This is a genomic window from Terriglobales bacterium, from assembly GCA_035624455.1.
Classification (GTDB): domain Bacteria; phylum Acidobacteriota; class Terriglobia; order Terriglobales; family Acidobacteriaceae; genus DASPRM01.
Window position 1 is genome coordinate 1 of the sequence record DASPRM010000063.1, and the last position, 13,450, is coordinate 13,450.

Annotated in this window: 12 protein-coding genes; 10 read left to right on the forward strand and 2 right to left on the reverse strand. The window is 56.6% G+C overall.

The window, feature by feature from the left end; genetic code table 11:
* Positions 1–430 precede the first annotated feature (430 nt).
* Together VEG30_06835 and rlmN are read right to left on the reverse strand one after the other, a co-directional pair.
* The gene (locus VEG30_06835; GenBank protein HXZ79626.1) at positions 431–634 is read right to left on the reverse strand and encodes a hypothetical protein; all 204 of its coding nucleotides are present in this window, start codon (positions 632–634) and stop codon (positions 431–433) included.
* A gap of 286 nt (positions 635–920) precedes the next feature.
* Positions 921–2,063, reverse strand: a complete 1,143-nt coding sequence (gene rlmN, locus VEG30_06840) for a 23S rRNA (adenine(2503)-C(2))-methyltransferase RlmN (GenBank protein HXZ79627.1) — start codon at positions 2,061–2,063, stop codon at positions 921–923.
* Between the two features lie 199 nt (positions 2,064–2,262).
* Between rlmN and VEG30_06845 the strand changes: the two genes are divergently transcribed.
* The 10 genes from VEG30_06845 to VEG30_06890 form a co-directional block, all read left to right on the forward strand.
* Entirely contained in the window at positions 2,263–3,537 is a 1,275-nt protein-coding gene (locus VEG30_06845; GenBank protein ID HXZ79628.1) for a pitrilysin family protein, read from the forward strand.
* Positions 3,538–3,947: 410 nt separating this feature from the next.
* Positions 3,948–4,475 carry a prepilin-type N-terminal cleavage/methylation domain-containing protein gene (locus VEG30_06850; protein HXZ79629.1) on the forward strand — a complete coding sequence of 176 codons (528 nt, stop codon included), beginning with the start codon at positions 3,948–3,950 and terminating at the stop codon, positions 4,473–4,475.
* 385 nt (positions 4,476–4,860) lie between these two features.
* On the forward strand, positions 4,861–5,364 hold the full coding sequence (locus VEG30_06855) for a prepilin-type N-terminal cleavage/methylation domain-containing protein (protein ID HXZ79630.1): 504 nt from the start codon (positions 4,861–4,863) through the stop codon (positions 5,362–5,364).
* A gap of 153 nt (positions 5,365–5,517) precedes the next feature.
* Positions 5,518–7,131, forward strand: a complete 1,614-nt coding sequence (locus VEG30_06860; protein HXZ79631.1) for a hypothetical protein — start codon at positions 5,518–5,520, stop codon at positions 7,129–7,131.
* Positions 7,132–7,642: 511 nt separating this feature from the next.
* Positions 7,643–8,575: an ABC transporter ATP-binding protein gene (locus VEG30_06865; GenBank protein HXZ79632.1), complete on the forward strand. Its 933-nt coding sequence runs from the start codon at positions 7,643–7,645 to the stop codon at positions 8,573–8,575.
* Positions 8,572–9,348, forward strand: a complete 777-nt coding sequence (locus VEG30_06870; protein HXZ79633.1) for an ABC transporter permease — start codon at positions 8,572–8,574, stop codon at positions 9,346–9,348. Before VEG30_06865 ends, VEG30_06870 begins: the two co-directional genes overlap by 4 nt.
* The gene (locus VEG30_06875; GenBank protein ID HXZ79634.1) at positions 9,345–10,268 is read left to right on the forward strand and encodes a hypothetical protein; all 924 of its coding nucleotides are present in this window, start codon (positions 9,345–9,347) and stop codon (positions 10,266–10,268) included. The genes VEG30_06870 and VEG30_06875 overlap by 4 nt, the downstream gene beginning before the upstream one ends.
* Before the next feature lie 10 nt (positions 10,269–10,278).
* Complete coding sequence (lolA, locus tag VEG30_06880) at positions 10,279–10,986, forward strand: outer membrane lipoprotein chaperone LolA (protein HXZ79635.1); 708 nt, start codon at positions 10,279–10,281, stop codon at positions 10,984–10,986.
* Positions 10,987–11,123: 137 nt separating this feature from the next.
* The gene (locus tag VEG30_06885; GenBank protein ID HXZ79636.1) at positions 11,124–12,341 is read left to right on the forward strand and encodes a type II secretion system F family protein; all 1,218 of its coding nucleotides are present in this window, start codon (positions 11,124–11,126) and stop codon (positions 12,339–12,341) included.
* A gap of 75 nt (positions 12,342–12,416) precedes the next feature.
* Positions 12,417–13,450: ATPase, T2SS/T4P/T4SS family (locus VEG30_06890; protein ID HXZ79637.1), on the forward strand; the 1,034-nt coding region annotated here is incomplete at its 3' end.

The following is a 13,450-nucleotide window of genomic DNA, read 5'->3' on the forward strand; positions in this document are numbered from 1 at the left end:
TCGAAAACCTGCCCAGGTCTCGAAAAGCGCGAGACCTGGGGCACCCGCGCAGATGGGTGCGCCACCCGCCCGTCACTATTTCTTCGATTCCAGGTTATCTCCGAAGAGCCACCGGAGTACGATGAACACTGTGAGCGCCTCAGGGATAACAATGAGCCAAACGACCGAGAGGTCGAATCGTGTCATGCGGGAAACAACCGCCCACATCAAGCCCAAATGCAAGGTGAACAGCAGGCCTACCACGAGCCAGAATTTTCGATTTGCCCATTGGCCTCGAAATGTGCTACCCACAGCCCAAGCAATTGAGATTGTCAAAACTCCAATGATCAATAGAATCTGTGGAACGCGCCCTTGCAGGAGTTCATAGACCACTAACATTACAATCCCTAGCAGGATCGTTTGGGGAAGCCAGGAAGTCTGCGTTTTTCGCTTAGAATTGGCCACAGTCGCCCTTCTCCACCTGTTGCTTGTAATATTCAATTGCTTCTGCTCCCGCGATCACTATCGCTACGGGAACCGACGCCTTAAGCAGGAACGTTCCAGCTTCACCTGCAATGCTAACGACCTTCGCAGCGAACCCACCATTGAGCCGAAGCGTGTTATAGGCAGCTCCCACAGCTAGTGGACTTGTCAAGAATTCTCCAGCCTTTTTTGCAAAGTCACCCGCAGAACCAACCGGGTCGGATGGCGGGTGGCCCACCCTTTCGCCCGCTTTTGGCGAAGGGTGGGACAGGCTACTACCTACACTCCTTCACTCGCGGAACAATCCCATCCGCTCGCGCTTGCGGGCTGTCCATTGCGACTCAATTTCGACTGGTCCCTCCCACCCCGTTGCATGATGCAGAAAGCTGTCCATCGCCAGTCCTGGGGGCGCTCGACCAGTCCTCGTCGCACAGCGCAGTGAAGCACACCGCCAATCCCTAGCCAGCCACGTTGACCATTTCTTCTGTACGCTTCAGTTGCCCGCAGGCAGCGTAAATATCCCTGCCTCGCGGACGCCGGATAAACGTGGGAATGCCCGCATCCATCAGCCGATTTTGAAAAGCCAGCACACGCTCTGGCGACGGGGTGGTAAAAGGAATGTCCGGACCAGGATTCAGCGCGATCAGGTTCACCTTTGCCCGCAAGCCGCGCAGCCAACCTATGAGTTCATCCGCGTGCTGGGGCAAATCGTTTACCCCCTCCAGGAGCACGTATTCGAATGTCAGCCTTTCCCGGTTGCGCAGAGGAAAATTGGCGGCAGCTTGAAGTAAAGCTTTGAGGTCCCATTTTTTGTTGATCGGCATCACCTGGGTGCGCAGCGCGTCGTTGGAGGCGTTCAACGAAATCGCCAGCTTGGGCCGAATTGCCTCATTGGCAAAATCGTAAATGCGGGGCACGATTCCCGCAGTGGACACCGTCATGCGTGACTCCGTGATTCCTACCTGCCCTACCAGCAACCGCACTGCCTTCATGAAATTATCGTAGTTGAGAAAAGGCTCGCCCATGCCCATAAAGACGAGATTGATGCGGTCTTGTCCAATCTCCACCTGCTGATCCTTGAGCACCGCTAATACCTGTCCCACGATTTCACCCGCCGAGAGATTGCGCTTTACTCCCAACAATGCCGTCAGGCAGAACTGGCAATTTACCGCGCATCCCACCTGGCTCGAAATGCAGATGGTGACGCGCCGCCAGGGCCGCTCGCGGGTGGGGACATCTTCAGCGCCTGCTTCATTCCCAGCTTCCGAACCGTCCCCCGCCTCGCCGCCATCCCCTTCCGGCATCCAGACCGCCTCCACCGTTTCGGCATCGCTCAGGGCCAGGAGATAGCGTACGGTGCCATCCAGCGACACGAACCGGCGGACAATACCAGGCAGGCCGACGCTCCACCCCGCCTCCCTTAACTGTTGGCGGAAGGCCATGGGGAGAACTGATATCGCCGAGATTTCCTCAACCCTTTGTTGATAGATAGCCTCGGAAAGCTGGGTTGCACGATAGGCAGGCTGATTGAATGCCTCGGCTAGGCCTGTAAGTTCCAGAATATCAAGGCCTAATACTTCGTGATGGGCAGCTTCACTCATGCATCCAATAAGGTGGTCACGTAGATTTTACCTATTTCCAGGGGCGGTCGCCCGAGGCGGCTTCCCCAAAGCCGGAAATTGGGGTCGAGTGCCAGTTGAAAATCGTCGTGGATTCCCGCGAGGTAGCCTGACGGTTATGCCACAATTAAGTACAGCTCCCGCCGGGTTACCGTCGGCTTCGCCGCAGCGAAAGGCATTAATGGAAAGCCCACGCAGCATTCGTCGCGAGACTCTACCCAATGGTCTGATCATCCTGACCGAGGAGATGTCACACATTCGTTCGGTCTCGATCGGCATTTGGATCAAGACAGGCTCGCGGCACGAAAATTCCGAGTTCAACGGCATTTCCCATTTTTGCGAACACATGGTGTTCAAGGGAACTCGCTCGCGTTCGGCGGAGGACATTGCCCGCCAGGTCGATTCCATCGGCGGCAACATGGATGCCTACACGGCCAAGGAGACCATCTGCTTCGATGTCAAGGTTCTCGATGACCACTTGCCAATCGCCTTCGACATTCTCAGCGATATTGTGCTGAATCCCGTTTTCGACGAGAAAGAAATCACTCGCGAGCGCGGTGTGATTCTCGAAGAAATCAAAATGGATGAGGACAACCCTGACTACCTCGTCCATGAGCTGTTCACGCAAAATTTTTGGAAGAATCACCCCCTCGGACGGCCCATCCTCGGGACCAAAGACACGGTGCGGCGCTTTGAACATAGCGTGGTTCTGGATTACTGGCAGCGCTTTTTCATTCCCAACAACATGATTATTTCGGCCGCAGGCAACCTGAAGCATGAGCGGTTTGTCGAGCTGGTGCGGCAGAAATTCGAGGCTCTCCCCGCGGGGAAAAATGGGTTCTTGCAGGAAGCACCCAAAATCCAATCCCACATCACCATGCGCAACAAAAAGGCTCTGGAGCAGGTGCAGATCTGCGTCGGTACTCCTTCCATCCCCGTGGGACATGAGAAACGGTATGCCTCTTACATATTGAGCACGCTGCTGGGCGGAGGTATGAGTTCGCGCCTGTTTCAGAGCGTCCGGGAGCGGCAGGGACTTGCCTATGCCATCTACAGCGAGTTGAACCCCTTTCGAGATACGGGCTGCCTTTCGGTGTATGCGGGCACCTCCCGCGATTCGGCTCCTAAAGTCGTGCAATCCATCATCGGTGAACTACGCCGGATGAAAACCGAACCTGTGCCGGAGGAAGAGCTGCGCCGCGCCAAGGACCAGCTCAAGGGCAGCCTTATGCTGAGCCTGGAATCGTCAACGGCGCGCATGGCAAATCTCGCCCGGCAGGAACTCTACTTCGACCGCTTCTTTGGACTGGATGAGATTGCCGACCGCATTGAAGCCGTTACCAGCCACGATTTGATGGAGATGGCTCAAGAACATTTCCACGGCGAGGATATCGCGGTTACTGTTCTGGGTAACCTGAATGGGCTGAAAATCTCCCGCACCCAGCTCGCCTGCTAGGACGCTGCTTTCCACTAGGATTCTTAGAACTTGATGAAGGCCAATGGCTCTGAAATGCTAGCTTTTGATCGCATCGGGCGGCAGCGTCCCATTCGCGCATTGGACCCAAACTAGCCTCCTGCCACTTTCTACGGCCATGAAGGGTGTCGGTCGGATAGCTGTTGCGTTGCCAAAAACCCGCTTCCGCTCTTGACAATTTTTGTCAGAACCGGGAAGGCGGCCGCTGAGTGGACATTCTTAGTCGCCTGCGAGCCTACTCGTAATTCCTGCTCTCCAAAGCAGTTAGCAGCATTCGTGCGCTTTCCTACCCAGGCCAGACAAGTGGCAACGGACTTGCCCCTCTCAGGTCGGTGTTTAACGGCGGGGGCGAGGGCTGACATAGGCTCGCTCTGCCGGAAAAGAGATTGCGAATGCACCGGCAAAAGGGATTTTCCTTGATCGAGTTATTGATCGTGGTGGCGATCATTTTGATCATCGCCGCTATCGCTATCCCCAATCTGTTGCGGTCCCGCATCGCAGCGAATGAGGCATCGGCGGTGGGAGGGTTACGGACCCTGCAAACCGCACAGATCACCTACAACTCCAGCTATCCGACAGTGGGGTTCGCGAGCACCTTGACCAATCTGGGGCCTAATGGCAGCACATGCGCGGCGCCAGACTCGCAGCATGCCTGCTTGGTGGACAGCGTAATCGGTTGCTCTGGCGGCTCAAACTGCGTGAAAAGCGGTTACCAGTACAACGTCAACGACAGCCTCACCAGCGGTGGAGTCGTGCTTGGCTTCGAACTGAGCGCGGATCCGACTGCTCCGGGCACTTCAGGTGTTCGTTACTTCTGCTCTGCCAATTCGGACGCCGTTGTGCGGGCCAGCATCACCGGCAGTTCCATCTCGACTGTTGCCGGGTGCCTTAACCCAGCTCAGGCAGCGCCTATTCAATAACAGTTTCGACGATTGTCTGGCGAAGTACCTGGGGGAGGGTACCAGCCGACAGGAGGGAAGTGGCGAAAGCTACTTCCCTTCATTCTCTTTTGGCGTGATTCCTCACCAGTTATCCTCTCGACCATTCTCCGTTTGGCGCGCCTCGTCGTGCCTTGCCACTTCTCGACTATAATCCTGACAAATTTTGTCATTCTGACCGAAATTTGGTGCTACCGTTAAGAACGCTACAGGCAAACCAAGCGGATTCTAATGCAGTTAACACTCTCTCGATTCAAGGTAGGCTTGGAACCAAAGATGCTCGAATGATAGTCAATCCAGCTTTCTGGCAGATGGTCTCTGCCAGGTTAACTGGCAGAACACTTGGAGAGAGGGGTTACACATTTAGATGAAGAAGCAAAAGGGTTTCTCACTTATCGAGTTGCTGATCGTGGTGGCGATCATCCTGATCATCGCGGCGATCGCTATTCCGAACCTGCTGCGCTCGCGTATCGCCGCCAATGAAGCATCGGCGGTGGGATCTATTCGCACACTGAACACGGCGCAGGTCACCTACAACTCCACCTATCCGACGGTGGGATTTTCCAGCACGCTGGCAGCCCTTGGGCCGGGCAGCAACTGCGCTACCCCGACCTCCGCGGGCGCTTGCTTGATTGACAACGTTCTTGGTTGCGCTAGTGCTCCTTGCGTGAAGAGCGGTTATACCTTCAACGTTAACGACGCGACCACGACCGGTGGCATCGTTTCTGCCTATGAGTTGAACGGTGATCCGACTGCTCCCGGCACGTCTGGTGTGCGTTACTTCTGCTCGAACGCAGATGCCGTGGTTCGTACCGCTGCCGGTTCGACCACCACACAGGCAAACTGCACCGCTGCAACCCCGTTGCAATAACGTTTAACTTTGGCGAAGTACCTGGGGGAGGGTACGAGCCGACCAGAGGAGCAGCGTAAGCTGCTCCTCTTGCTTTCTTCGCTTCCTGGGCAATGCGGCTTCTGCGGCTACTCGAGACCATCTGTAAACAGGGCTCCCGCGGCGTTTACCTGAATGGTGCCAGCCTGGCAACGCGGCAATGAGTATGTCTGTTACGATCAGCCAGTGCGTTCGACAGAAGTTCAGCCGCGCATCAATGCTCTGGGAATTACAAGCAGCATGCGGCTGCGCGTAGCACTTTGGCTGTTCACCGCATTGAATTGTTTCTATCTCCTGACTTCCAGCGGGCGAGTACGCACACTCGACGAGTACACAACCTTCTACGAGACAGAGAGCCTGGTCCTGCGGCACTCCACTGCAATTCCCCAGGCAGTAACGCTGCACAACTTTTATGGGAAGTACGACATCCATGGCCGCCCGCAGCCCGCTTACCCGCCGGGCCATGCCCTTGCCGCCTCGCCGTGGTATGCGTTGGGATTCTACGCCCTCACCCGTATGAGAGGCGTTCCGCCAGACGCCAATGATCTCGTACTCGCCTTCTCCTCCTGCCTCAGCAGCGCGACGTTTGCGGCGCTGGCTCTAGCGTTCGCGTTCCTCCTGCTTACTCGCGTTGGCACAGATCTGAAGAGCTCACTGTTTGCAGTGCTGATCGTGGGACTGGGCACCCCACTGTTTCCGTATTCCGCCTGGTTCTTTTCCGAACCGCTGAGCACAGCCATGTTAATGGCGGCAGCCCTGCTGCTTTTCGGGCGCCCCGCTGCCGATCCTATTCCTCTCAAGGCGGCCCTGGCGGCTGGTGCGATCCTGGGATTGTTGGTATGGGTACGGCCCACGCATGTGTTGGCGATTGCGGTCTTTTTGGTTGCGATTCTGATTCGCGACAAAAGGGCAGGTGGGCGCGCGGCGCTGGCCTTAACAAGTGTCAGCGGTGTCGCGGTTCTATTGTTGCTGGCATACAACACTGCGCATTTCGGCAATCCGCTGGAGTTTGGCTACCCTGCCTTTGCTGAGCGAGGCAAGCAACTGAATTCTTTTCAAACTCCCCTCAGTGTTGGTCTGCACGGATTTCTGTTTTCTCCGGGCAAATCAATTCTGCTGTTTGCGCCGCCTATTCTCCTGGCGCTCGCGGGAATTCCAAGATTGTGGCGGCGCGATCGCGGACTGGCAACACTGGCTGCCCTGCTACCAGTCTTGTACTTACTGTTCTTTGCTCGCTACACGCAGTGGGAGGGCGGCTACTGTTTCGGACCGCGCTATCTCGTACCCGCCATCACACTGTTTTGTCTCGGACTTGGTCCGGCGCTGGCAGACGGTGGCAGGAAAACACGCTGGTCAGCCGTTGGGTTGTTGGTGCTCGGGATGGCAATACAGTGCATCGGTTTGGCCACCAGCTTTATGGAGGACCAGGCCACCACCGGCCGCTACTATGACTCGCATTGGACTTACCGGCTGAGCTATTCGCTGATTGGCCAGATACATCTGCTATTTCACTACTTGCGCACGTCGGAGCCCGCCCGCCTGGGATTAGGTTGGGACCGCTGGTTCGTCTTCCTACACAAAGGAGGTTTGTCAACCAGCATTCTTATGGCATGGGCCGCCTGCATGCTTGTTGGATTGATCGTGAGCCTTATCGGAATCAGGCGAAGCCTCAAGAAGGAATCAGAAAACCGTCCACCGCGCATGGACCGGAGTAGCTACACAGCGGATGCATCATTCCAGCAGCTCTAGTGCTCAATAGCATTGACTTCCATTCTTAGTCACTCGGGATGACGATTTTTGTTAGGACCGCGGCTGCTGCACCGATCTTTGTGCGAATATGTGCCCTGTCTCGACCGATTTTCAATCACTTCCGGATTGAAGCTTTTGGCATACGAAGTGCCCCAGATATGTGTGTTCAGCATTTGCTGGAGCAAGTTTGGCGAAGTACCTGGGGGAGGGTACGAGCCGGCTGAGGGAGCAGCGCAAGCTGCTCCCTTGGCTTTTGTGACATTCGCTGGTTTCCCGGACAATACCGCGAAGAGCTGGGTTTGGCAGCGACTCGTGAATCATGGTCAGGAGAGAAGGCCGAAAAGGGGACTAGCCTAGATCGTAAGGCCTTGGTTAACTGTCTTTCGGCTCTGTGGGCCTCTCAATTGCACCCCGAAATGCCACTCCTCTCCGAACCCGGACTGCAACTGCTGCCTGAACATGGCTTTGCTTATAATTTTGCTGAGAACCACTCCGATCGTCGATTCGCGCCATGAACGCCATTGAAATCTTTGGTCTGGAAAAGACCTACCTCGTCGGCTTCTGGCACAAGCGTCCGAGGGTGGGTCTTCGCCCGCTGACCTTGTCGGTCCCGGCAGGCGAAATTTTCGGCTATCTCGGCCCTAACGGAGCTGGCAAAACCACCACCTTGCGCCTTCTCATGGGATTGATCACTCCCTCAGGTGGCTCGTTCCGCATTCTGGGAGGCGACATCCGCGATCCCAAAATTCGCTCGCAGATTGGTTTTCTGCCCGAACAACCCTATTTTTACGATTACCTCACTGGCCGCGAGTTGCTCGACTACTACGGCCAGCTTTCGGGGACGTCGGCCAGCGATCGCAAGCGCCGCATCGACGCCACCCTAAACCGCGTGGGAATCGCCGATGCCGCCGACGTCCAGCTGCGCAAGTACTCCAAAGGGATGCTGCAGCGCGTCGGCATTGCCCAGGCGATTCTGCACGATCCCCCGCTGGTTTTTCTGGATGAACCAATGTCCGGTCTCGATCCCCTCGGACGCCATGAGGTTCGAGAGCTCATTCAGCAGCTAAAAGATGAAGGCAAGACAGTCTTTTTCTCGACTCACATTCTCTCCGACGCAGAAGCACTATGCGATCGCGTGGCCATACTGGGGAAAGGAGAACTGCGAGGAGTCGGCGTGGTGGCTGAACTGACCGCCCGCATCAGTGACAACGTTGAGGTCATCTGGCATGGCTCTGCAGCCGTGCCCGCCATGCGCGCACTTGCCATCGAGGTTCACCTGACCGGTGATACGGCTCGAGCGACGGTGCCGCAATCCAAAGTGGATGCTGCGATCGATGCCATTCGCCGCTCTCAGGCGCGCCTGACCTCGATCAATCCTATCCGCACAACTCTGGAAGACTATTTCATTGAGCGGCTCGCCGAGGGCGTAGAGGTGACGCGGTGACCGCCCGCATCCGCTCCATCGCGTTCAATACCTTTCGCGAAGCCGTACGCGATCGCGTGCTTTACAACCTGATAGTGTTTGCTCTCTTGATGGTGGGCTCTTCCCTGCTCATGGGCCAGATCACCATCGGCATTCAGCGGCAACTGGTCATCAATTTGGGACTAACGGCAATTTCGATTTTCGGGGTGCTGATCGCAATTTTCATCGGAATTGGCCTGGTCTCCAAGGAAATCGAGAAGCGCACTGTGTACACCGTTCTGACCCGTCCCGTCCGCCGCTGGGAATTCATTGTCGGTAAATTCTTTGGACTGGCGGGAACCCTGGTGGTCAACGCCGCACTGATGGCCATCGGATTTTTCGGCGCTTTGCTCTTCCTGATGCACAGCTTTCAGAAATCTGACGTTTACTTGCTGGTTGCCATCTATTTCGTCCTGCTTCAGTTCATGATCGTCACCTCTGTTGCACTGCTGTTTTCGTCATTTTCAACGCCGATCCTGTCGGCGGTCTTCACTTTCTCCATCTTCGTGATTGGATCGTTCAGCGAAGATCTGCGCGGCTTCGCCGGCATGACGCAGGGGCCCACGCGCTGGCTGGCAACCGCGTTGTCCTTCTTGCTTCCGAATTTCTCCGCGTTGAATGTGATCTCCTCGGTAGCACACGATCAGCCCGTAGCGGGATCACTGATCCTCTACAACACCGTCTATGCGCTGGCCTATGCCGCGGCCTTGATTTCGGCAGCTAGCCTCATTTTTCAGCACCGCAGCATGAAATGACCCCGCATCGGCAGTGGCGAACGACGACGACTCTTGTGGTGCTGCTCAGCGCCTGCACCGCTGCGGCGGTTGTCACATTGCGCGTCATCGATCGCATTCGCGCCTCGAGTCCCACTCCCGAGGTGCTCTATGTCCCTTCAGCCACTGCTGCCAGGCGGCTCAGCCTGGGTTATACCGGGCTGGCAGCCGACCTGTACTGGACGCGCGCGGTGCAGTACTTCGGCCGCAAGCACCACGAAAATGCCGGCAAGTATCCGTTGCTTTATTCGTTGCTCGATATCACCACTTCTCTCGATCCTCATTTGCTTCCCGCCTACAGCTACGGAGCGGCCTTCCTGGCCTCTGCGCCCCCCAATGGAGCCGGCATGGCAGACAAAGCTGTGCAACTGGTAGAGCGCGGCATCCAGGCCAATCCTAACGACTGGCACCTCTACTATGACCTCGGATTTGTCCAGGCGATGGAACTGAAAGACTACGTAGCGGCCGCACGATCGTTTGAACAGGGTTCAAAGTTGCCCAATGCCCATCCCTTCTTAAAGATTCTCGCAGCGTCGATGGCTCAGCATGGTGGCGATGTCGAAACTGCTCGCATCATGTGGCAGACCACCTTGGACAGTACGGACGATCCCAGTCTCCGTTACAATGCCTATAAGCATTTGCAAGCGCTGCAGGTGGATCAGGATGTTCCCCAACTGGAAGCGCTGATCCAGCGCTACAGGGAGAACACCGGCCGCCTGCCCGCGAGTTTGGGAGATCTGGTCGTGGCGGGGTGGTTGAGAGGCATTCCACTGGATCCCGCTGGTCATCCCTACCGATTACTGTCGGACGGCAAGGTGGTCGTGCAAGATCCCAAGGAGCTGCCGTTCATCAAACAGGGGCTGCCCCCGGATTACCAGCCCACCATCAAGACCTTGCCCTAAGAAGAGGGTCATGTTGATTTTCGTCCAGCGGCGGTTCGTTCTGGCTCCCGCGATGCTCGTCTGCTTGCTGCTGGTGACTGCCCAACTGATGCCCAAGGCCCAGGCAGCAGACCGCGGCGGAGACCGTAACGATGCGCAAAAAGTCGCAGCTGGGGTGGACGCCCACTACAACCAGTTGAGGTCCATGCAGGCAGATTTTTCTGAGACCTACCGCGGAGCTGGGGCGTCGCGTACCGAATCGGGAACTCTATGGCTGAAGAAGCCGGGCAAGATGCGCTGGGAGTATCGCGAGCCACGCCCAAAGCTGTTCGTCAGCGACGGCAAAACAGCTTGGTTTTACGTACCGGGAGAACCCCAGGCGCAGCGAGCCCCGGTAAGCAAAATCGACGATCTGCGTTCTCCAATCCGCTTTCTTTTGGGCAAGGCCAAACTAGGCAAGGAACTTCAGGGCCTGCACGTCGATGGCAGCGGGGAACAAGCGGGAAATGTTGTCCTGAGCGGAGTGCCGAAAGGCATGGAAGACCGCATTTCACGGGTGTTACTTGAGGTCACACCACAAGATCGGATCGTCAGATTGTCCTTGCTCGAGGTGGACGGAGCCAGCACGGAATTCCGTTTCACGAGTCAGAAAGAGAACCTAACGGTGGCGGACCAGCAGTTTCGCTTCTCTCCCCCGGAGGGTGTTGGGGTGGTGGAAGCGACCGAATTAGGAGACTAGATGAATGCTCTTAACCCGGGCGGTTACTTTGATTTCATAGTCAGGATGGCTACGTAAACAGTGGTACACTAACCTTTCGGCAAAGGACATACGAAAGGCTTAATGGCCTCCCCCCGCCGTCCTCGCGAAATAAATCCATGGCTGAATTTGTAATCAAGATGGCTGATGAGCGGGGCCGAGTCCTCGAGCAAGTGGAGGACGGATACTCCGCCAGCGAGGTGCGTGAGCGATTCGCGCAGCAGGGATATCTCATCTATTCCGTCCGTCCGCGCAGCATTTTTTCCACGGGCGAGCTTCGGCTGCCGCAACGCCGCCGCGTGAAGGTCGATCAATTCGTCATCTTCAACTCGCAGTTCCTCACCCTGATTCGCGCCGGCTTGCCCATCCTGAATGCATTGGAACTGCTGCTGAAGCGGCAGCGCAACGCCTACTTTCGTTCGCTGTTGGAAAACGTGCGCGATCGGGTAAAGGGCGGAGAGGTATTGTCATCTGCTTTCGCCGCGCAAGGTGTCTTTCCCAAGCTTTACACCACCACAGTGCTGGCGGGCGAGAAGAGCGGCAACCTGGAAGAGGTTCTCAATCGCTACATCGGTTTTCAAAGAATGGCCATCGCCTTCCGCAAGAAGGTGCAGGCTTCGCTGGTCTATCCGGCATTGTTGTTCGTGCTGATCATCGCTATGCTGACTTTCCTGATCACCTACGTGATCCCGCAATTCGGGAAACTGTACGAGCAGATCAGCCAGGAAAAGACACTCCCGGCACTCACCGTGTTCATGTTGTCGGTCGGGCAGATTGCCCAGAAGTACGTACTCATCATTCTTCCGGTGTTCGCAATCATCGCGGCTCTCCTCTGGCGCTGGAGCCAAAGCAACTCAGGGATGCGCGCGATCGATCGGGTGCGCCTGAAGACCCCCCTTCTGGGGGGAATCTGGCTGAAGTACCAGGTCGCAGTCTTCAGCCGCATGTTGGGAACCCTGTTGTCGGGAGGCTTACCGCTGGTGCCCGCGCTGGAAACCGCGGGCAGTTCTATTCAAAGCAAGACCGTCGCCGATAGCATCCTGACGGCGTCGCAGCGCGTTCGCGAGGGCAGAGCGCTCTCCCGTAGCCTGGAAGAGACCGGTAAATTTCCCGAACTGGCAGTGGAAATGATTGAAGTCGGAGAATCCACTGGCGCGTTGCCGGCTATGCTGACCTCGGTTGCGGAGTTTTATGAGGAAGACGTGCAGACCGCCCTCACTGCGGCCATGTCTCTCATCGAACCGATTATCCTTGTGGTGATGGGCGGGATCGTGGCATTCGTCCTGCTCTCGCTGTATTTGCCAATTTTCACTCTTGGTGCAGGTGGAATAAGGTAGACCCAGGTACCCAGGATTGCTATGGCCTCAATCGATCGTAAACCAATATTCGTAAATGGCGGCAATGGCGTAGTCATGAACGGCGCCAATGTGCTGGACGAAGAGGCACGCGCTCGCGACCTCGCTCACCGCTATCGCTGCGAGTTCCTCGACCTTCGGCAAAAGCATCTTCAGCCGGACCTTTTCAAGAAGATTCCGGTGGACATGATGTTCCGATACAACTTCGTTCCGCTGGAGGAAACCCCCGACGGACGCTTGGCCATCGCCATCGCTGATCCCAGCCAGCTGATGTCCATCGATGAGATCAGCATTCTCCTTGGCCGCCGGCTTCTCACGCGGGTAGCAACGCTCTCGCAAATCTGCGACATCCTTAAGAAAACGGAACAGTCGCAGCGCGTGCTGGAAGAAGCCAGCGAAGGCTTCACCCTGGACGTCATCCGCGAAGACGAGAGCAGCGATGAGACCATCTCCATCGAGAAGCTCACCGCCGAGGGGGATATCAGTCCCATCATCCGCTTGGTGGACACCACCATCTTCACCGCCCTGCAGCGGCGCGCCAGTGACATTCACATTGAGAGTCAAGATGACTCCGTAGTCATCAAGTACAGAATTGACGGCGTGCTGCAAGCGGCCATGTCTCCTATTGCCAAGGAACATCACTCCACCATCATTTCGCGCATCAAGGTGATGAGCGAATTGGATATCGCCGAACGCCGCGTCCCTCAGGACGGCCGCTTCCGCGTGCGCTACAACAGCCGCTCCATCGATTTCCGCGTTTCCATCATGCCCTCCATCCACGGCGAAGATGCGGTGCTCCGCGTGCTCGACAAAGAATCGATGAGCGAGAAGTTCCACCGGCTCACTCTCGATGTGGTGGGGTTCAGCGATGAGGACATCCGCAAATTCCGCCGCTACATTGCCGAGCCCTACGGCATGGTGCTGGTCACGGGTCCCACCGGCTCAGGAAAAACCACGACGCTGTATGCCGCGCTGAATGAGATCAAGACCGACGAAGACAAGATCATCACTATCGAAGACCCGGTCGAGTACCAGATTCGCGGCATTACGCAGATTCCGGTGAACGAGAAAAAGGGCCTGACCTTCGCCCG